This is a genomic window from Leeia speluncae (assembly GCF_020564625.1).
In the GTDB taxonomy this organism is placed as follows: domain Bacteria; phylum Pseudomonadota; class Gammaproteobacteria; order Burkholderiales; family Leeiaceae; genus Leeia; species Leeia speluncae.
In genome coordinates, this window is record NZ_JAJBZT010000001.1 from 280,753 (window position 1) to 300,947 (window position 20,195).

The window sequence follows — 20,195 nt, forward strand, 5'->3', positions numbered from 1 at the left end:
ATTATTAAGTTTTTTGACTGGAGTCAGGCCATGGCGCGTGTATGTCAGGTCACCGGCAAAGCGCCGATGACAGGGAACAATGTTTCCCATGCCAATAACAAAACAAAACGTCGTTTTCTTCCTAACCTGCAATATCGTCGTTTCTGGGTAGAAAGCGAGAATCGCTGGGTGCGTCTGCGTGTTTCTAATGCAGGTTTGCGTCTGATCGATAAAAAAGGTATCGAAGTTGTTTTAGCTGATCTGCGTGCAGCAGGCGCTCTGTAAGCAACTTTAGAGATGTGCGAAGTGGCAGGTTTTTCCCGCCGGTCGCCAAGATTGAAAGGTTAAATCATGCGTGAAAAAATCAAGCTAGAGTCCTCAGCAGGGACTGGCCATTTCTACACCACTACAAAGAACAAACGTACCATGCCAGAAAAAATGGAGATCAAAAAATTTGATCCTGTTGTTCGTAAGCATGTTATGTACAAAGAAACCAAACTGAAATAATCAGTTAGTTTTCTTGTTCGGAAAAAAGCCTTCCTAGTGAAGGCTTTTTTTACGCCTGTATTTCATGCAGTCGTATTTTAAATTTTCCAATTATTTTGCTAATTAGCGTCAATTTGAAATAATTGGCTGTCATTCTTTGCTTGTAAACTACTTTGTAAACATCTATAACAAAGTATCTAATCAATCAATTGAGGACAAAAGATGAGAGAGTTAACTCAACAAGAGGATGGCTTTCTCGCTTCTTTAATTGATTTATTTCCTATCGGTATTGCGGTGTTAGACCGTGATCTACGCTTGGTCTATATCAACCAACGTCAAGCAAACATCAATAAACTCCCTTTAAATCAGCAAATTGGCCACTTAATTGAGGAATTTATTCCTTTACTCGCACCAGTGATTCGTCCCTTGCTTTCTCAAGTAGTTGAAACAGGCGTTCCGATTGTTGATCAAGAGGTAATTGGACAAACTGACGCAACTGGCTATCAGCCGCATAGAATTGTTTCTTATTATCCATGGCAAGATGAGACGGGGGTTCGCGGTGTCATTGCATTTGTTCGAGACAGTGAAACCGACCCACTCGTTGAGCATGTCTTAAGGGCTGGGGAGCAGCGCTTACTAAATGTGCTCAATAATTTGGCAATTTTTGTCGGTGTAATGAGTATTGATGGCACATTGCTAGATGTCAATCGTGCACCACTCCAATCAGCTGGTGTAGATGCATCTGAAGTGTGCGGGCGTAAATTGTGGGACTGTTATTGGTGGCAACATGATCCATTGCTTGTGAAGCGAATTGAATCTCATTGTAATGAGGTGGCAAAGGGGAGATCTTTCCGCTTTGATGTAGAAGTTAGAAAAAAGTCTGGCCAATTGGTGTGGATAGACTTTATGTTGGCACCGCTAATAAATTCAGATGGGGTGATTACTCATATTATTCCATCTGCCATCGATATTGATCAGCGGCATCGGTCTGAATTGGCATTAAAGGAATCTGAAGAGCGTTATCGTTCTCTGGTGGATTCTTCTGATGATGCGATTATTAGTAAATCTTTACAAAGTCTAATTACTAGCTGGAATCCTGCAGCTGAGCGCTTGTTTGGATATGCTGCAGAGGAAGTAATTGGAAAGCACATTACTTGTCTTTTTCCGCCTGATAAGGTGGATGAAGAGAAAGATATTATGGCTAGGCTGGTTTCGGGTGAGCGGGTACGGCATTACGAGACCGAGCGTATTCATAAAAATGGAACAAAGCTTTATTTATCGGTAACAGTATCTCCTATTTTTAACGCGAATGGGGCGGTTGTCGGTGCTTGTAAAATTGCCCGAGATATCTCGCTCGAAAAGGCGCATAGAGAAGCGAGGGAAGCTGCTTTAGCTGAGAAGACCGCGTTACTTCATGAAGTGCATCATCGCGTTAAAAATAATCTGCAGATTGTTTCTAGTCTGTTAAACCTTCAAGCACGTAAGTCTCCTCCTCATATCAAATCTGCACTGGCGGAGAGCCAGGGCCGAATAAAGGCGATGGCCTTAGTTCACCAGTTGCTATACGAAGCCAATAATATGGCCGAGATTGACTTAAATGATTATTTGCGCCGATTAGTGAGTTTAATGAGCGGGACGTATAGTGCCAGCGAGAATGGTATTCATATTCGGTTTAATGCCTCTCGTGAACCTGTGGTGCTTGAATTGCAAAGAACAATTCCCTGCGCATTAGTCGTGAACGAAATGATTTTAAATGCCATTAAACATGCATTTATTAATCATCCCAAACCCGAAATTATTATTGATTTACGTTGTCTAGATAACGGTAAGACACAATTAGACATTATAGATAACGGCATTGGGTTACCTGAACATTTTGCACTGAGTTCGGGCGACACATTAGGTATTCAGTTAATCCCTATGTTTGTGCAGCAACTAGGTGGGGAAATTCAAATTCCAAAAGTAGAAAAGGGAACGTGTTTTCGAATTGAGTTTGAACAAGATGGAGTAAGCTCGTGAGCAAACGAACAGAGACGATCCTGATTGTAGAAGATGAACCGGTGGTTGCATTGGATCTTCGCATGACGCTAGAGGAATTAGGGTATAGCGTTTGTGGCATCTATGCAAGTGCGGATGCAGCCATCATGGCGGTTGAAAGAATGAGTCCATCTATGGTGTTGATGGATATTCATATTCAGGGGGATAAGGACGGTGTAGAAGCGGCTCAGATTATTTATGAGCGATGGCATTTACCGATTGTGTTCTTAACTGCCTTTGCTGATGAAGAAACGATTGGACGTGCGGCGGCGATAAAACCATTTGGATACTTACTAAAACCATTCGAGCGAAAAGAATTGTCTGCCATTATCCAAGTGGCTAGACATCGCCACGAGGCAGAAACGGCACTTGCAGAATCTGAAGAACGTTTAGCGATTGCGCTAGAGGCGGCAGAACTAGCCTCTTGGGATTGGAATACAACGAATCAACGTTTGCGTGGTGATGAACGCTTTTGGAAAGTATGGGGGCTGACTTTTTCTTCGGTAAATCTGACCTTAGATGATTTACTGAAGAGAGTGCATCCGGACGATATTTCTAGTCTGCAAAGCTTAATGCGTTTGCCTGGCTTTTTTAGTTGTATTTTCCGGGTGGCGAAAAACGAAACGGAATATGCTTGGGTAGAAATGCATGGGCGTTTGCGTCAATTATCTAGTAATGAAGTACAGATTATTGGTGCTGTGCGCGATGTGACCCTCAGAAAGCAAATGGAAGATCGTCTTCGTCAAGCAAGTGTGGTGTTTAATTCGACGCCGGAAGGTATTTTGATTCTGAATGAAGAGGGAAAGGTGGTTAGCCTTAACCCTGCATTTAGTCAGTTAACCGGATTTCAAGAGGACGATGTCATCGGAAAATGTCCTGACAATTTCCTCATTTTCCGTCGCAATGAAGATTTGACCTATCACGCGTTGGCGAATTCAGCAGAGGGCTTTATCTCTCAAGAACTTCCGTGCCGTCGTAAAGATGGCAGCATGTTCCCGACGTTACAACATATTTGCGTCGTCAAAGATGAGTCTGGTAGCACGCAACAGTTTGTACATCTTATTTCTGATATTAGTGCCATTCGTGAAGCAGAAAGCCGTTTGGCTCATTTGGCATTCCATGACCCATTAACCGGGTTAGGTAATCGCTACATGCTGATGGAGCGACTAGAAGAGGAAATTCATAAGGCAAAATTGCATGATGCGAAGATCGCCGTATTATTTTTAGACTTAGATGGCTTTAAATTAATTAACGATACTTTGGGGCATCATGTGGGCGATCGGGTCATTCAGATGGTGGCGACACGTATCACCAACCAGCTAAGACGTCATGATGAGGTGATTCGTTTAGGTGGAGATGAGTTTGTCGTCATTCTGCCTGGCGTGGCCGGTTTAGAGGATGCTGAAAAAATTGCGACAAAATTGCTGGCTGATTTAATTGAAGCCCCGTTTGAGATTGAAAACCATAAATACCGACTGGGTGCGAGTGTTGGTGTGGCGTTATATCCGGATCATGGTACTTCGGTTGCTCAATTACTGAGTGCTTCAGATAGTGCTATGTATGAGGCAAAGCGTGTCGGTAAAGGCAGAGTGTGTCTTTATACCGAAAACTTGATCGAGCAGGTTCGTTCGAGAATGTACATCGAACAATGTTTGCTTGATGCGCTATCTGATGGGCAATTTGAAATTTATTACCAGCCCGTAGTGAATTTATTAATAGGGCAACTCACCGGATTCGAAGCATTAATTCGCTGGAATCATCCAACGCTAGGTGTCGTGTCTCCAGATTATTTTATTGGAATAGCCGAAGAAAATGGCTTGATTGATAAGATTGGCGCTTGGGTGATGCAAACGGCGGTCGCGCAACTAAAGCGCTGGCAAGCTGTTATGCCAGAGAAAATTTTTATGGCGGTGAATGTATCGCCAAGACAACTGAATGATCTTACCTTTGTTAGCAAGGTTCAAGAACTAGTAGAGGTGAATGGACTTGAACCTGGGCAACTGGAGCTAGAAGTGACTGAGTCGATGATTCAGGACTTCAATAAAAGTAAACAGGTCATTGAGGACTTACGGCATTTAGGCGTAAATGTCGCGATTGATGATTTTGGCACAGGCTATTCGTCCTTATCGTTGCTGAAGCATGTGCCAATCACCCGTGTGAAAATTGATAAATCGTTTATTTCTGCCTTGCCTGGGTCTTCAAAAGATTTGGGAATGATTTATGCCATGCTGCAAATGAGTGGTTGCTTGGGGCTGCATATTACAGCAGAAGGCATTGAAACTGTTGAGCAGGCTAGACTATTACGTGAGATGGGTTGCACCGCTGTGCAAGGTTATTGGTTTGGACGGCCGCAGCCCGCAACTAAATACGATGAGGATTGGTTGAAAAAGGCCTGCTTAGTCGGTGGAGTGGAAGTACCGAAGGTCTATATTGCTTGATGTATATATTGCTTGAGGTGAAAACGGGCGGTACATGGAGGTATCGCCCATTCTGCGGCTAATTCGACGAATTATTTTCCACTATATCTAAAATGCGCACGTTTCACGTTGCACAAGATTTCATAAGGGATAGTGCCAGCAGATTCCGCCACGGTACTCACTGGAATGAGATCTCCCCATAGTTCTACGCGGCTGCCAATCCCTGCATTGGGTACGTTGGTTAAGTCTACCGTTAGCATATCCATGGATACGCGGCCAATTAGCCTACTCATATGGCCATCAATCATTACCGGTGTGCCTGTTTTGGCGAGTCTCGGGTAGCCATCTGCATAACCGCAAGAAACAACCCCGACTTTCGTTGGTGTTTCGGTAATGAATCTTGCGCCATAACCTATAGGTTCACCAGCAGGCAGTTCTCTCACACCAATCACCCCTGCCGTTAATTGCATCACCGGTTTTAGTTGTGCCGCGAGTGGTTGTGGCTCTGAGAATGGCGTTGCGCCATACAGCATAATACCCGGACGAGCCCATTGGCGATAAGCGTCAGACCATGCCAAGATGGCAGGGGAGTTACAAATACTGCTGTCGCCTTCAAGCCCTTCTGTATTGAGCTCGAATGTGCGGATCTGCTTGGTGGTTGCATCTACATTCGGTTCATCCGCACGCGCAAAGTGGGTCATTTTTGTTAGCTTGCTGACTTTGCCCGATGCCTCGAGTGCTTGCCAAACGGCTCGGTATTCCGATGGGTGAATACCAACGCGATGCATGCCGGAATCCATTTTCAACCAGACATTAATCGGGGCTTTTAAGTTGCTTGCATTCAAAATGGCATCTACTTGCCAGCGGTGATGAACAGCCGTCCAGAAATCATATTGGTTAATGAGCGCTAGTTCGGCTGGTTCAAAAAAGCCTTCCAGTAACAAAATGGGCTTGGTGATGCCTGCTTGTCTTAGCTGAATGGCTTCTTCAATTGCTGCTACTGCAAAGCCATCTGCTTCTTCGTGTAGCGCTTCTGCACAAGCAATCGCACCATGGCCATACGCATTGGCTTTGATGGTGGCTAGTGCATTCCCACCATGATGAGATTTAGCTAAGCGATAGTTGTGGACTAAATGATCGAGACGAATGTCTGCAAAGGTTGGTCTGCTCATAGATAGCTCTTGAATAACCGTTCTGGAAAATGAAACCGCTAGGATTGGGCGTCAGATTGCAAGTGTTGGTGAGAGTTGAACCGACCCGCACCAGCTCCCCCCCAGGATGCTGGTGCGGTGGTGCAAGATGATCAGCCTTTGGCTGTAATCAACGCGGTACGGGCACGGGCTGGTTTTACTTCAGCGCCGTACCTGGCCATTGTTAGGCCGTCTGTCCGGATATCGGTTGCTTTCATTGCCAACATATCTGCCAGCAGTTTTCCAGAACCACAACCCATTGTCCAGCCAAGTGTACCATGACCTGTGTTTAATGAGAGATTCGCGTAACGCGTACCTCCGATAATTGGCGTGCCATCTGGTGTCATCGGACGTAGGCCAGTCCAGAAGGTGGCGGCTGGAATATCGCCGCCTTTTGGATATAAGCTGCCTACTACTAATTCTAGTGTTTCACGGCGGCGTGGATTCAAGGTTAAATCAAAACCTGCCAATTCTGCCATACCACCTACACGGATGCGGTCATCAAAACGAGTCACCGCAACTTTATAGGTCTCGTCCAAGATGGTTGAAACAGGGGATGCGTCTGCATTTGTGATAGGGATGGTGAGTGAGTAACCTTTTAATGGATACACTGGAATCGCCATATCAATTTGTTTCAAGAATGGGCGAGAGTAACTACCTAGCGCAACCACGTAGTGATCGGCGGTGAGTGTCTCATTGCCACATTTTACTCCTTTGATTTCGTCACCTTCGGTGATAAGTGCATCAATAGCGGTGTTGTAGCGGAATTTAACGCCAAGTTTTTCTGCTTCTTTAGCAAGTTCAGTCGTAAAGATTTGGCAATCGCCGGTTTCATCATTTGGTAAACGTAGGCCACCAACTACTTGGTCTTTTGCTAGTGCAGGTTCGATGCGCGCACAACCTTCACGATCGAGTAATTCGTAGGCAACACCGCAACGCTCAAGTACTGCAACATCTTTGCCTACAGCATCCATTTGATACTGATGGCGGAATAACTGCAGTGTACCTTTACTGCGACCTTCATATTGAATGCCAATATCCTTGCGTAGATCACGGATGACATCGCGGCTATATTCAGATAAACGCATCATGCGTTCTTTGTTGATGTCGTAGCTTTCTGCATTGCAGTTTTTCAGCATGTCGATCATCCACTTCCATTGGTAAAGTGAACCATCGGGTTTGATTGCCAGTGGTGCATGGCGCTGAAATAGCCATTTGAGTGCTTTAAGCGGAATACCTGGGGCTGCCCATGGCGTAGAGTAGCCTGGAGAAATTTGACCTGCATTACCGAAGCTGGTTTCTAATCCCGGGCCTTCTTGACGATCGACAACGGTAACTTCCATCCCGTTTTTAGCCAAGAAATATGCGGTACTAACACCGATAACGCCACTACCTAGTACGAGGACTTTCATTGCTCTCTCCAGCGCTGACATGCAGCAAAAACTTCGAATGCGTCGCTTGCGAGGAATGGTTGCAATCTAAGCTTTGCAGAATTTGAAGAATCTGCCAACCATTCCGAACCCTTATCTTTCTGAAAAAGTTTGATCATTTTTCTAAAAAGATTTTTTACGAAGTATATTTAATAAAAAGCAGTTTTTTTAACTATTTAATTGAATCTATTTAGTGTAGATTTATAAAAAATTATCATTTTTTAGTGATGGAAATATTGTGCGTACTAAACATCAGACGATTAGAGAGTTAGATCGCTTAGACCGGAAGATTCTGCGTGTCTTGCAGCAAGATGGCCGGATTGCGATGACAGATCTTGCGGAAAAGGTGGGTTTATCGACCACACCTTGTAATGAGCGAGTGAAGCGCATGGAGAGAGATGGCGTTATTGAAGGATATTTTGCGAGGCTGAACCCTAAGGCACTAGGGGCAAATTTGCTAGTCTTTGTGGAAATCCGTTTGGCGTCTAAATCTGGTGATTTGTTTGAAGAGTTTAAACGTGAAGTCTTGAAGTTGCCGAATGTAATGGAATGCCATTTAGTGTCGGGTGACTTTGACTACCTGATTAAGGCGCGCATTGGGGAGATGACCCAATACCGTAAACTATTGGGTGATATTTTGTTAAAGCTCCCCGGTGCGACGGAATCTAAGAGTTATGTCGTGATGGAAGAGGTGAAAGAAAGCCTCGCCCTGCCTATTATGGATTAAGTAGGTTTTTTCTCTGTTTTTTGGTTCAATCTTGTTTCTTGCATGGATTTTGCTTTATCTCTAATAAGGAGATGGATGCGTGAAACCCAGCATATTGATTGTAAATGACACCAATCGGCCGATGGATGCAGCAAGACATGCATTAGAAGCGGCCGGTTATGAGGTGATTGATGAAGTCGACTCTGCAAAAGCGTTATTGCATGCAGTGTCTATTCGCATGCCTGATGTGGTGATCATTGATACGAACTCTCCCTCTCGCGATACCCTCGAACAATTGTCGGTGATGCATACAGAAGCGCCACGACCAGTCGTGATGTTTTCTAATGAAGCAGATCGCGACACTATTCGCAAAGCCGTTGCAGCAGGCGTGTCTGCTTATATTGTAGATGGATTATCTACTGAGCGGCTTGCACCCATTTTAGAAGTGGCGAAAGCACAATTTGAGCAAAAACATGAGATGGCCGTTCGGCTTGCTAACGCTGAACAGCAATTAGCTGATCGAAAGTTAATTGAAAAGGCAAAGGGTATTCTCATGGCGAGAAAAGGGCTGAGTGAGCAAGAGGCCTTTGAACAATTGCGCAGTTTGTCGATGAAGCAGGGACAAAAATTAGTCGATTTGGCGCGTCAGTTGGTATCGATGGCGGATTTGTTATGAGTGAATGGATCTGCTTTTTTGCACAATTGCAGTGCGCGCTATGTCGTTTATGCACTATACCGAGTCGTAATTTACTAGTGGTCATACGTATTTATGCGGTTTCTGGCTTGGCACGGGAATTGCTTTTAATCTCTTCAGACAGGAGAGAGTCTCGGACAAGCTCTGCACCATGGCTTCCCCCCATGGTGCATGAGCAGTCTGGTTTTGCTAGCAGTGCAATGAGGTGCTGCGCATGGATGTTTACATTCACAATGAATACCAAAGAAGGTGATAAGTGCCGTGAGCGCTTGTCACCTTTTTTTATGCCGGAAAGGCGTGGTGAGCCATGGTAGATAATGTTTCTGTGATGCGAAGTAAATCGAACCTAGAATTAGAAAAAACGGAATTGGTGATTGGCTATATTCCGTTAACCGATTGTGCACCATTGGTCACTGCTGTGAAGTTGGGGCTTGATCAAAAGCATGGATTGAAGATTCGATTGCAATCTGGCTCTTCATGGGCATCCATCAGAGATCGTTTAATTATTGGTGAATTGGATGCCGCACATATTCTGTATGGCATGGTCTATGGCATTCACCTAGGCATTGGCGGTATTCAGCAAAAAATGTCTGTCTTAATGACGCTGAATCAAAATGGGCAGGGGATTACGCTTTCTAAGCAATTGCTTGGTTTAGGCATTCATGACGGCGCTAGCTTGGCTGAGTATATCCATGCGCATCCTCGCGAGTTACGTTTTGCGCAAACATTCCCAACCGGTACCCACGCGATGTGGTTGTATACCTGGCTAGCCAGTTTAGGTGTCGATCCACTCAATGAGGTGGAGTTAGTGGTTTTACCACCGCCTGAAATGGGGAATCACATGCTGTCGGGCCAAATCCATGGTTTTTGCGCGGGAGAACCGTGGAATGCCAGAGCCATACGAGACGGTGTTGGTTTTTCGGTGGTGGCGTCACAAGATATTTGGCCAAACCATCCTGAAAAGGTGCTGGGTACGACAAAAGAGTTTGTGAGTAAATTTCCAAATACCGCTCAGGCCTTAGTCGAGTGCATTTTAGAGGCGTGTCGATATATTGACGAACCCGCGCACTGTGAAGAGGTGGTGCGTTGGATGGTGGAAGATGGTTATGTTAACGCCACAATGGCGGATATTCTGCCGCGCTTTTTAGGTGTTTATGAAAATGGTTTAGGTGGATGTACGGTGACAAAGCATCCGATTCGTTTTCATGATGAAGGTAGTGTGAATTTTCCGTATTTATCGGATGGCGCTTGGTTTGTAGATCAATTTAAGCGCTGGGGAATGTTTAGTAAGAATAAAGATGCCTTAGCGGTTGCCGCTGAAGTGAGTGAAATTGCGCTTTATAAAAGAGCGGCGCAATCCATGGGGGTTGCGTTACCGGACTCTGAAATGAGATCGGTGAATGTGGTAAATGGCAGTTAAGACCGCTGCTATTAGTTGTATTGCACCATGAATATGCACCAGCTTTGTCGAGAATGCACAAATTCGGAGCGGATTTAGTCAGTTAGTTAAATGCATGTTTCTGAGTGTTTTGTATAAAAGTTAATTAATTCAATAAGTTAGGTGTTTTTATAAAAGCTGGCACAGTTAATGCTTAAGTAAAAGTACTGACGACTTCGAGAGAAGTTTGTTAGCGCCAACGACGGCAACAATTTGAATTTGAAAGTCTGATTGATCAATGAAGATCAATTAAGACAATAAGGACAAAGGCGTCCATTTGTTTCAGGAGGAGAGAACTGAAGCGAATGGACGCCTTTTTTATTTGGCTTCTTTTTCGTGCAGTTTCAACTAAAGGATGGACGAACATGGATAAAAGATTCTGGCAGGCTGGACATACACCCACCTTACTGATGGCTTTTCTATATTTCGATTTAAGCTTTATGGTTTGGTATCTACTAGGTCCATTACAGCTTCAAATTGCTGCAGATCTTCATCTAAACCCACAGCAGCGTGGTTTGATGGTGGCAACACCGATTTTGGCGGGTGCTGTCCTACGCTTATTTATGGGTGTTTTGGTTGACCGAATCAAGCCAAAAATGGCGGGTGCCGTAGGCCAAGTCATTGTGATTGCTGCGTTACTAGGTGCTTGGATTCTAGGTATTCACTCCCTTCAACAGGCTTTGATTTTAGGGGTGTTTCTAGGTGTAGCAGGCGCGTCTTTTGCAGTTGCATTGCCGCTAGCATCTCGCTGGTATCCTGCTGAACACCAAGGCACTGCAATGGGTATTGCTGGTGCGGGTAACTCTGGCACGGTATTGGCGGCGCTGTTTGCACCTGCTTTGGCAATGTTGGCTGGCTGGGGCAATGTGTTTGGTTTTGCGGTGATTCCGTTGGCAATTACCTTTGTGCTTTATATGGTGTTTGCGAAGGATGCGCCTGGTGAAGCACCGAAGAAAACCCTGAATGACTACCTAAAAGTACTTGGTGACAAAGATTCATGGTGGTTCATGTTCTTCTATCTGATTACTTTCGGTGGTTTCTCTGGTTTCGCTAGTGGCTTGCCTGCTTACTTCCACGACCAATTTGGTTTCGATCCGAAAACTGCCGGCTTATATACCGCTGCTTGTGTGTTTGCTGGTTCTGTGATGCGTCCTTTAGGTGGCACATTAGCAGACCGCATTGGTGGTGTGAAAGCGCTACTGATTGTTTATACCGCTGCTTCTCTTTTAATTGCTGCCGCTGGTTTTGGTTTTGGTGGCGCAGGTACCGCTGTGACCTTGTTCGTACTAGCGATGTTGTTCCTAGGCATGGGTAACGGTTCTGTTTTCCAACTTGTTCCTCAACGTTTCCGCAAAGACATTGGTGTGATGACTGGCCTGATTGGTATGGCAGGCGGTGTGGGTGGCTTCTTGTTGGCTGCAGGCCTAGGCGCGGTGAAGCAAGCAACTGGTGGTTACTCGGTTGGTTTGTGGTTATTCGCAAGTTTGGGACTAATTGCCTGGATTGGATTAAGCAGCGTGAAACAACGTTGGAGAACCACATGGGGTTCTGCAGCAGTGACTACTGCTAAGGTCTAAGACCATGCTACCGGTCATCCAGTGGTTTGCTGAAAGTCGTGCGGGTTTAAAAGACCGCAACGAAGATGCCTGGATGGTAGTGGAGCCTGAGGCGCCACTACCAAAAGATAAAGGTGTTCTTGTCTTGCTTGCTGATGGTGTCAGTGATTGTGCCGATGGTGCAGAAGCTGCAACCAGTACAGTGAGACAAATGGCCGCTGATTACTACGCGTTGCCAGACACTTTAGATGTAGTGCCAGCGCTAGAGAGACTAATTAATGCGCAAAACCAGCGCTTAAGAATGTCTCCTATCAAACCACTGATGACCACTTTGTGCGGTGTCATCTTAAGAGGACAACGGTTGACCGTTGTGAACTTGGGAGACACCCGTTGTTACCGTATCCGTAATGGTGCGATTACCCAGTTATCGGTGGATCACAGTTGGGATCAGCCAGGTTTACAGCATGTGTTAAAGCGTGCACTGGGATTGGACTCTCAAGTTATTCCTGATTTTGTTGAGTCAGAGTTGTTAGTTGGTGATCGCTACGTATTGGTTTGCGATGGGGTATGGGAGCCGTTAGGCGATGCTCGCATGCAAGAAATCTTAAGCCACTTTCCCGATGCGAAAGGGGCTGCCCAATCGCTAGTGCGTAACGCCTTGCAGATGGGGTCTACCGACAACGTTTCTGCGATTGTGGTGGATGTAGAAGGCTTACCGGCTAGATCTCTTGGTGATGAGTTGGTTGGCTTAGGTGGTTTACCTGTCCCTGCACGATTGAATGCGGGTGAAAAAATTGATGGCCTGACAGTGAAATCACTGTGGCGTGAATCGCGTAACTGCCTGTTGTACCGCGTAGAAGACGAAACGGGTCAGCCTTGGTTGATGAAAACCTTGCCTCCCATTTCTGCTGGTGATGTGCAAGCAGAACGTGCGTTGCTGACAGAAGAATGGATTCTACGGCGTTTGGGAAGCCATTACTTCCCTGAGTTGTGCGTAAGAACTGAACGTCGTCACTTGTATTTGTTGATGAAAGAGTATCAGGGGAGCTCCTTGGCGGAATCTCCTGAAAACCAGCAGGGCTGGAGTATTCCTGATGTGATCCAACAAGGGATCCGGATGGGGAAGGCGCTTGGTATCTTGCATCGTCGCAATATTTTGCATCGCGATGTCAAACCAGAGAATCTGCATTGGGGCGTAGATAAGCGTTTACGGTTGCTCGATTTTGGTGCGGCGTGTTGCCCTGGTGTGACGGAAGATCGCCCTGACAATATGCCGGGGACCCCTAGTTTTATGGCGCCAGAGTTATTGGCTGGTGAATTAGCTACCGCACAGTCTGATTTGTACGCAGCCGGTGTAACGCTTTACTGGTTATTAACTCACCATTACCCATATGGCGAAATTGAACCGTTTCAAAAGCCAGTGTTTGGAGAGCCAGTGTCACCAGCGCGATACCGTCCAGATACACCTGCATGGTTAGAAAGTGTGTTGCTAAAAGCGGTGGCAACCACCCCAGAAAGACGTTTCGAAACCGCAGAAGAATTTGTCATTGCATTAGAAAGAGGTGAAAGCCTTTCTCTGATGCCAAAACGGTTGCCGCTTATGCAGCGACAACCATTAAGAGTTTGGCAGTCCATCGCATTGGGATCACTTTTACTGAACCTCTTGCTTTTATACACCTTGTTTTTGCAGTAATTGCCGTAGTTAGAACAGAGTCAAAGGAACCGAGATGAGCAAATCTAAACTGGTACTAGTTGGTAACGGGATGGCGGGGGTGAGAACCCTTGAAGAGTTATTTGCTTTAGCGCCAAACCAATTTGAAGTCACTGTATTTGGTAGCGAACCCCACCCAAACTACAACCGCATTTTGCTTTCCCCTGTGTTGGCTGGTGAACAAACCATTGAACAAATCATTTTAAATGAAGTGTCTTGGTATGAAGAAAACGGTATTACGCTACACATGAACAAGACAGTGACAGATATCGACCGTGAGAATAAGCGCGTGATCGCGTCTGATGGTACGGTTGCTGACTATGATTATCTGATTCTTGCTACGGGTTCTAATCCATTTATCTTGCCTGTGCCAGGAAAAGAACTAGCAGGCGTGATTAGCTATCGTGATATCAAAGATACGCACGAGATGATTGATGCAGCAACTAAATACAAGGATGCTGTCGTGATTGGTGGCGGCCTGCTTGGGTTGGAAGCAGCAAACGGCCTAAAACTTCGCGGCATGAACGTTACCGTTATTCACCTAGGCGATTGGCTTCTAGAGCGTCAGCTAGATAAAACTGCCGGTAAATTACTAGAAGCATCATTAGTCGATCGTGGCCTTAATTTCCGTCTTGGTGCACAAACTCAGGCGCTAATTGGTGATGAATCTGGCCGTGTGAAAGCGCTTCAACTAGCGTCTGGCGAAGAAATTCCAGCGCAGTTAGTGGTGATGGCGGTGGGTATTCGCCCTAACTTCGAATTAGCAGCCAAAGCAGGTCTTGAGTGTGATCGTGGCGTGAAAGTCGATGATGCACTTCGTACATCTGACCCAGCCATTTTCGCGATTGGTGAATGCGCAAACCACCGTGGTATTGCTTATGGTTTGGTTGCACCGCTGTATGAAATGGCAAAAGTAGCTGCGAACCATCTATCAGGGATTGGCGAAGCGGCGTATCAAGGTTCGGTGCTGTCTACCAAGCTAAAAGTCACCGGTATTGATCTATTCTCTGCTGGTAATTTCTCTGGTGGGGAAGGCACGGAAGACATCATCTTGTCTGATCCTGCTGCCGGTGTTTATAAGCGCCTAGTCATTCAAAATGAAAAACTAGTCGGTGCTTGCCTATATGGCGATACAGCGGATGGTAGCTGGTACTTCAAGCTACTGCGTGAAGGCCGTGAAATTGCCGATATTCGTGATCATTTGATGTTTGGTGAGCAAAGCAATCTAGGTGATACCGGTCACCAAGGGCAAAACCGTGCGATGGCCATGCAAGATAGCGATGAAGTTTGCGGCTGTAATGGCGTTTGCAAAGGCACCATTGTGAAGGCGATCAAAGAAAAAGGTCTGTTCACGCTGGATGATGTGAAGAAAAACACCAAAGCAGCTAGCTCATGCGGTTCTTGCTCCGGCTTAGTTGAGCAAATCCTAATGAACACTTTGGGTTCTGATTTCCAAGAAACACCAAAAACCAAAGCAGTTTGCGGCTGTACAGATCATTCTCATGCAGAAGTCCGCCAAGCGATTCGTGATCAGCATCTGATTACCATTCCATCGGCAATGAAAGCCATGGGATGGAGAACATCAAACGGTTGTAGCACTTGCCGTCCAGCGCTGAACTACTACCTCATTTCCACTTGGCCAAAAGAGGCGGTGGATGATCCGCAATCTCGTTTCATTAATGAACGTGCGCACGCCAACATCCAAAAAGATGGCACTTTCTCGGTGATCCCTCAAATGAAGGGTGGGGTAACCAATCCTTCTGAACTGCGCAAAATTGCAGATGTGGCAGATAAATACCATATCCCAATGGTGAAAGTGACTGGTGGTCAGCGTATCGATTTACTAGGTGTGAAAAAAGAAGATCTAGTAAGCGTTTGGAAAGATCTGGGTATGAATTCAGGCCATGCTTACGGTAAATCTATCCGTACCGTTAAAACATGTGTGGGGTCTGAATTCTGCCGTTTTGGTACCCAAAACAGTACGCAAATGGGGATCGATCTCGAAACCATGTTGGCCAATATGTGGAGCCCTCACAAGGTGAAACTGGCGGTATCTGGTTGCCCACGTAACTGTGCAGAAGCGGGTATTAAAGACGTTGGTGTGATTGCGGTGGATTCTGGCTGGGAGCTTTACATTGGCGGTAACGGCGGTATCAAAACCGAAGTGGCGCAATTCTTGTGCAAAGTAAAAACTGCAGAAGAGGTGAAAGAGTTTAGCGGTGCTTTCTTGCAGCTTTACCGTGAAGAGGCATTCTATCTAGACCGCACGGTTCACTATCTACATCGCGTGGGCATGGACTACATCAAAGAACGCGTGGTGGACGATAGCGAAAACCGTAAAGCCCTGTACGACCGGTTGTTATTCGCACTAGACGGTTTGCAAGATCCTTGGAAAGCGCGGATTGAAGGGGCACGTAAGGAAGAATATACCCCGATTATCCCAATGCCTGCCTAAGCAAGTATTGAAAAGCAATTTCACCAAAATAAGCATACAACCCTCTATCTGATTCGATAGAGGGAAGGAGTAAAAAAATGAGCGAATGGTTCAAAATTTGTTTGGTAACAGAAATCCCGGTGTTGGGCGCACGCGTGGTGCAAATCAATGGTCATGACGATATTGCAGTGTTTAGAACAGAGAACGATAAAGTCTTTGCCTTAACAGACAAATGCCCGCATAAAGGCGGCCCGTTGTCTCAAGGCATTGTGTATGGCGAAAACGTTGCCTGCCCACTTCATAACTGGCATATCCAGTTAGAAACAGGTGAAGCATGTAAGCCAGACGAAGGTTGTACCGGTAAGCACCCTCTAAAAGTAGAGGGTGGCATGGTGTACTTGAAGTCTCCTTTGTCTCGTTAAGCGTTTGCTGGGGTGAGTCGTATGAATCAACGCACAGAATTTGAAACCCGTTCAACCTGTTGCTACTGCGGTGTGGGTTGCGGCATGGTGATCCGTTCGGATGGTGAGAAAATCATCAGTGTAGAGGGAGATGCGTCTCATCCTGCTAACCTTGGCAGGTTATGTACCAAAGGCCGCACGCTGCCATTAACCATGGCCAATGATGGTCGTGCGCTTTACCCAGCGCTTCGAGCCTCTCGCGACGAAGCTCGCCAGCGCGTTAGCTGGGATGTTGCGCTAGATACCGCGGTAAATCGTTTTGCCGATATTATCGAAGCACACGGTCCTGACAGCGTTGCTTTTTACTTGTCTGGTCAATTGCTGACCGAAGACTATTACGTCTTCAATAAATTGGCTAAAGGCTTAATTGGTACAGCGAATATCGATACCAATTCTCGTCTCTGTATGTCGAGTGCGGTGATGGGCTATAAAAAAGCCTTTGGTGCCGATGCTCCTCCAGGCAACTACGAAGACCTGGAATTAGCCGATTTGCTCATTATTGCCGGTAGCAATATGGCTTACGCGCACCCAGTGCTTTTCCGCCGTATCGAAGCCGCAAAACAAGCCCATCCAGAAAAACGCTGGATTGTGATTGACCCAAGACGTACCGACACTGCCGCAATGGCCGATTTGCACCTTGCGATTAACCCAGGTACGGATGTGGCACTGTTTAACGGTATGCTGCATCTACTGTTATGGGATGGTTACGCAGATCGTCGGTATATCGATGCTAGCACCACCGGTTTTGACGACGTAAAAGCATTGGTTCGCGACTACACACCAAAGCTGGTAGCGGATATTTGTGGCATTGCCGAACAAGATTTAATTCTTGCCGCGAAGTGGTTTGGCGAATCAAAAAATGTCACTTCTTTGTACTGCATGGGGTTAAATCAGTCTGTTCAAGGCACAGATAAAAATCTTGCCTTAATCAACCTACATTTGGCGACTGCTCAAATTGGACGACCAGGCGCAGGCCCATTCTCCTTAACTGGCCAACCAAACGCGATGGGCGGGCGGGAGGTTGGCGGTATGGCAACGATGCTGGCAGCGCATCGTGATTTACAAAATCCCGAGCACCGTGCAGAGATGGCCAAGTTCTGGGCATCTGATGTTATTCCTTCCCAACCAGGGCTTTCTGCAGTTGGTTTATTTGATGCGGTGAAATCCGGCAAGGTCAAAGCGGTTTGGATTGCCTGTACCAACCCGGTTCACTCTATGCCTGATCAACAGTTAGTCGAAGCCGCCCTAAAGAATGCTGAGTTTGTTGTTCTACAAGAAGCCTTTACGACTACCGATACTGCACCATTTGCTGATTTGTTATTGCCAGCCACCAGCTGGGGAGAAAAAGAAGGATCGGTTACTAATTCAGAGCGACGCATTTCTCGTGTACGTCCAGCCATTGCGGCACCAGGAGAAACTAAAGGAGATTGGTGGATTGCCACTCAATTTGCCAAACGCCTAGAAGCTAGACTTAGCCCGCTTTCCACTGGTCGCTTTGAATATGAAAACACAGAAGCAATCTTTGCTGAACATTGCCTGACTACCGAAGGTAGAGATCTTGATATCTCTGGTCTTTCATACGAAATTTTGGAAGCAAAAGGCCCGCAACTGTGGCCATTCCCTAAAGGGGCGACAGAAGGACTGGCCAGAAGATATACCGACGGTCAATTTGAAACTGCAGACGGTAAAGCCAAATTCCATGCAGTAAGACACTTGGGTACCGCAGACAAAACTAGCGCCCGTTTCCCATTTCACCTGCTAACTGGCCGTTTGCGTGATCAATGGCACGGAATGAGTAGGACGGGGCGTGTTAGCCAATTGCTGGAACACGTTGCATCCGCCGCTGTTAGCATGAATCCAAGCGATATGGAACGCCGTGGTATTAAAGCTGGCCAGTTATTAAAAGTATCCAATACGCGTGGTGCGATTCTTTTGCCGGTTGAAGCATCTGATGAACTGGCTTCAGGCTCAATATTTATCCCTATGCACTGGAATACTCGCTTTTGGAGCGAAGCAGGGGTAAATCGCTTAACAACAGCCAAAGTGGATCCTATTTCCTTTCAGCCAGAATTAAAGCACGCAGCCGTTCGTGTGGAAGTTGTGGATCTACCATGGCAATGTGTTGCTGCCAGAATGGGGCCAACAGAAATCTATCTCGATAACCTTGGGCCTTTACTAAAAAAAGTAAAGTTTGCCACCGTTACACTCATTGGCCGTGAAACGCCTGCAGTGCTGGTGCAGTTTGCTGATGAAAAAGCGCCAGAAGGGTTCATCGAAGCGTTAGATGCCGCCTTGTCATTAGAGGCATCAGAAGCAACGCAAGACTATGTTGACCAGGCAAAGCAAATTTATAAACGTGGACGTTGGGAAAATAGCCAGCTGACAGGCTTCCGCCTTGCGGGGGAAACCAAAGCAGCCGGTTGGTTAGGCGAGTGTGTGAAACAAGGCGGGGGATGGAGTTGGCCAAGATTGCAAGCATTTGCGCCTCGCGCTACTCCGCCAAATGGCGCTTTAACTGTCTCTAAGACCATTTGTAATTGCGTTGGTGTAACAGACACTGCAATCAAAGCGGCTATTGAAGGTGGTGCAGATTTCCAAACGCTGCAAAAAGAATTGAAGTGCGGTACGCAATGTGGCTCTTGTGTGCCAGAAATTAAACGCATGTTTTTGACTCAGCCAGCTACACCTGTTGTGGTTTGACTTCACGTAAAGGACAAAAAATGAATCAAGGTTCCGTCGTATTAATTGGTGCTGGTCCTGGTGATTTAGACTTACTAACGCTAAAAGCAGTCAAAGCCCTCGCGAAAGCAGATATTGTGATGTTAGATGATTTAGTGAATCCAGAAATCATCCAGTTCGCACCACAGGCGAAAGTCATCAAAGTGGGTAAGCGCGGTGGTTGCCGTTCTACACCACAGCCTTTTATTTTGCGACTCATGCGCCGCTATGCAAAGCAAGGTAAACAAGTCGCACGTGTCAAAGGCGGCGACCCGATGATTTTTGGTCGTGCCGGTGAAGAGATCCAATATCTTCAAGTCGAGGGCATTGCCGTTAGCGTGATTAATGGCATTTCATCTGCCTTGGCTGCTTCTGCTAGCTTAAATACATCGCTTACACAGCGTGGCATGGCAAATGGCGTGACCTTCATCACCGCACATTTACAAGACGATAGCGAACCAGATTGGCAGGCATTGGCTAGGTCTGGCTGTACCTTGGCTATTTATATGGGCTTACAGCGTGTAGCCAGTATTTGTGCAGAACTCAGCCAACACTTACCAAAAGATACGCCGGCTGTGGCCGTTTCATCTGTGAGCACCGCCAAACAACAGCAACTGGTTAGTTCTATTTCTAACTTACCCCAGTTAATTCAAGAAACTGGTTTTCCTGGGCCTGCGATCATTTTAGTCGGCGAAGCAATGGGGCTGGTGAATGCAAGCTTTGCAGAAATGGAAACCCTTCACCAAGCGGCTATGTAATTTCCCAATACGATGTTGCCCACATCGTTGTCTTTAGCGGGGTTCTCCCCGCTATTTTTTTGTTCAAATCATCAAGCTTTGATCTATAACAAAATTTAAACATCAAAAATAGTAATAACACTAATCATCAAAGCAGATCGACCTGATAGACTAATCGCTTGTGATTTATCGAGCTTGCGT

At 46.2% G+C, this 20,195-nt stretch carries 16 protein-coding genes; 13 read left to right on the forward strand and 3 right to left on the reverse strand.

Annotated elements, in window-relative coordinates:
* The first annotated feature begins 30 nt into the window (after positions 1-30).
* The 4 genes from rpmB (at position 31) to LIN78_RS01325 (ending at position 4,940) form a co-directional block, all read left to right on the forward strand.
* On the forward strand, positions 31-264 hold the full coding sequence (gene rpmB / locus LIN78_RS01310; RefSeq protein ID WP_018150533.1) for a 50S ribosomal protein L28: 234 nt from the start codon (positions 31-33) through the stop codon (positions 262-264).
* A 66-nt stretch (positions 265-330) separates the two neighbouring features.
* Positions 331-486, forward strand: a complete 156-nt coding sequence (gene rpmG, locus LIN78_RS01315; protein WP_067110116.1) for a 50S ribosomal protein L33 — start codon at positions 331-333, stop codon at positions 484-486.
* A gap of 201 nt (positions 487-687) precedes the next feature.
* Positions 688-2,484 (forward strand): PAS domain S-box protein, encoded by a 1,797-nt coding sequence (locus LIN78_RS01320; protein WP_227177698.1) that lies wholly within the window; start codon positions 688-690, stop codon positions 2,482-2,484.
* Positions 2,481-4,940, forward strand: a complete 2,460-nt coding sequence (locus LIN78_RS01325) for a two-component system response regulator (protein ID WP_227177699.1) — start codon at positions 2,481-2,483, stop codon at positions 4,938-4,940. The genes LIN78_RS01320 and LIN78_RS01325 overlap by 4 nt, the downstream gene beginning before the upstream one ends.
* Before the next feature lie 71 nt (positions 4,941-5,011).
* On the opposite strand, the gene alr is transcribed toward LIN78_RS01325, so the two are convergent.
* Together alr and LIN78_RS01335 are read right to left on the reverse strand one after the other, a co-directional pair.
* Positions 5,012-6,091: an alanine racemase gene (alr, locus tag LIN78_RS01330; protein ID WP_227177700.1), complete on the reverse strand. Its 1,080-nt coding sequence runs from the start codon at positions 6,089-6,091 to the stop codon at positions 5,012-5,014.
* A gap of 131 nt (positions 6,092-6,222) precedes the next feature.
* Positions 6,223-7,521, reverse strand: a complete 1,299-nt coding sequence (locus LIN78_RS01335; protein WP_227177702.1) for a D-amino acid dehydrogenase — start codon at positions 7,519-7,521, stop codon at positions 6,223-6,225.
* A 256-nt stretch (positions 7,522-7,777) separates the two neighbouring features.
* Between LIN78_RS01335 and LIN78_RS01340 the strand changes: the two genes are divergently transcribed.
* Both LIN78_RS01340 and LIN78_RS01345 read left to right on the forward strand, forming a co-directional pair.
* The gene (locus LIN78_RS01340; RefSeq protein WP_227177704.1) at positions 7,778-8,266 is read left to right on the forward strand and encodes an Lrp/AsnC ligand binding domain-containing protein; all 489 of its coding nucleotides are present in this window, start codon (positions 7,778-7,780) and stop codon (positions 8,264-8,266) included.
* Positions 8,267-8,345: 79 nt separating this feature from the next.
* On the forward strand, positions 8,346-8,921 hold the full coding sequence (locus LIN78_RS01345) for an ANTAR domain-containing response regulator (protein WP_227177706.1): 576 nt from the start codon (positions 8,346-8,348) through the stop codon (positions 8,919-8,921).
* A gap of 91 nt (positions 8,922-9,012) precedes the next feature.
* Here the strand turns inward: LIN78_RS01345 and LIN78_RS01350 are convergent, their stop codons facing one another.
* On the reverse strand, positions 9,013-9,171 hold the full coding sequence (locus LIN78_RS01350) for a hypothetical protein (protein WP_227177708.1): 159 nt from the start codon (positions 9,169-9,171) through the stop codon (positions 9,013-9,015).
* Positions 9,172-9,246: 75 nt separating this feature from the next.
* Here LIN78_RS01350 and LIN78_RS01355 point away from each other — a divergent pair, with 75 nt between their 5' ends.
* The 7 genes from LIN78_RS01355 (at position 9,247) to cobA (ending at position 20,015) form a co-directional block, all read left to right on the forward strand.
* Positions 9,247-10,359 (forward strand): CmpA/NrtA family ABC transporter substrate-binding protein, encoded by a 1,113-nt coding sequence (locus LIN78_RS01355; protein WP_227177710.1) that lies wholly within the window; start codon positions 9,247-9,249, stop codon positions 10,357-10,359.
* 383 nt (positions 10,360-10,742) lie between these two features.
* Entirely contained in the window at positions 10,743-11,954 is a 1,212-nt protein-coding gene (locus LIN78_RS01360) for a nitrate/nitrite transporter (RefSeq protein ID WP_227177711.1), read from the forward strand.
* A gap of 4 nt (positions 11,955-11,958) precedes the next feature.
* Positions 11,959-13,626, forward strand: coding sequence for a bifunctional protein-serine/threonine kinase/phosphatase (locus tag LIN78_RS01365; RefSeq protein ID WP_227177714.1), 1,668 nt, complete (start codon positions 11,959-11,961; stop codon positions 13,624-13,626).
* A gap of 34 nt (positions 13,627-13,660) precedes the next feature.
* Positions 13,661-16,099 carry a nitrite reductase large subunit NirB gene (gene nirB, locus LIN78_RS01370; RefSeq protein WP_227177716.1) on the forward strand — a complete coding sequence of 813 codons (2,439 nt, stop codon included), beginning with the start codon at positions 13,661-13,663 and terminating at the stop codon, positions 16,097-16,099.
* Between the two features lie 77 nt (positions 16,100-16,176).
* The gene (gene nirD, locus LIN78_RS01375; RefSeq protein ID WP_227177718.1) at positions 16,177-16,500 is read left to right on the forward strand and encodes a nitrite reductase small subunit NirD; all 324 of its coding nucleotides are present in this window, start codon (positions 16,177-16,179) and stop codon (positions 16,498-16,500) included.
* A gap of 21 nt (positions 16,501-16,521) precedes the next feature.
* Positions 16,522-19,239, forward strand: coding sequence for a nitrate reductase (locus tag LIN78_RS01380; protein WP_227177720.1), 2,718 nt, complete (start codon positions 16,522-16,524; stop codon positions 19,237-19,239).
* 20 nt (positions 19,240-19,259) lie between these two features.
* Positions 19,260-20,015, forward strand: a complete 756-nt coding sequence (gene cobA / locus LIN78_RS01385) for a uroporphyrinogen-III C-methyltransferase (protein WP_227177723.1) — start codon at positions 19,260-19,262, stop codon at positions 20,013-20,015.
* Positions 20,016-20,195 lie beyond the last annotated feature (180 nt).

Coding starts and splice junctions, on each gene's coding strand:
- LIN78_RS01380 (WP_227177720.1), top strand. CDS start 16,522: ATGAATCAACGCACAGAATTTGAAACCCGTTCAACCTGTTGCTACTGC.
- rpmB (WP_018150533.1), top strand. CDS start 31: ATGGCGCGTGTATGTCAGGTCACCGGCAAAGCGCCGATGACAGGGAAC.
- LIN78_RS01320 (WP_227177698.1), top strand. CDS start 688: ATGAGAGAGTTAACTCAACAAGAGGATGGCTTTCTCGCTTCTTTAATT.
- LIN78_RS01335 (WP_227177702.1), bottom strand. CDS start 7,521: ATGAAAGTCCTCGTACTAGGTAGTGGCGTTATCGGTGTTAGTACCGCA.
- cobA (WP_227177723.1), top strand. CDS start 19,260: ATGAATCAAGGTTCCGTCGTATTAATTGGTGCTGGTCCTGGTGATTTA.
- LIN78_RS01365 (WP_227177714.1), top strand. CDS start 11,959: ATGCTACCGGTCATCCAGTGGTTTGCTGAAAGTCGTGCGGGTTTAAAA.
- nirD (WP_227177718.1), top strand. CDS start 16,177: ATGAGCGAATGGTTCAAAATTTGTTTGGTAACAGAAATCCCGGTGTTG.
- alr (WP_227177700.1), bottom strand. CDS start 6,091: ATGAGCAGACCAACCTTTGCAGACATTCGTCTCGATCATTTAGTCCAC.
- rpmG (WP_067110116.1), top strand. CDS start 331: ATGCGTGAAAAAATCAAGCTAGAGTCCTCAGCAGGGACTGGCCATTTC.
- nirB (WP_227177716.1), top strand. CDS start 13,661: ATGAGCAAATCTAAACTGGTACTAGTTGGTAACGGGATGGCGGGGGTG.
- LIN78_RS01355 (WP_227177710.1), top strand. CDS start 9,247: ATGGTAGATAATGTTTCTGTGATGCGAAGTAAATCGAACCTAGAATTA.
- LIN78_RS01360 (WP_227177711.1), top strand. CDS start 10,743: ATGGATAAAAGATTCTGGCAGGCTGGACATACACCCACCTTACTGATG.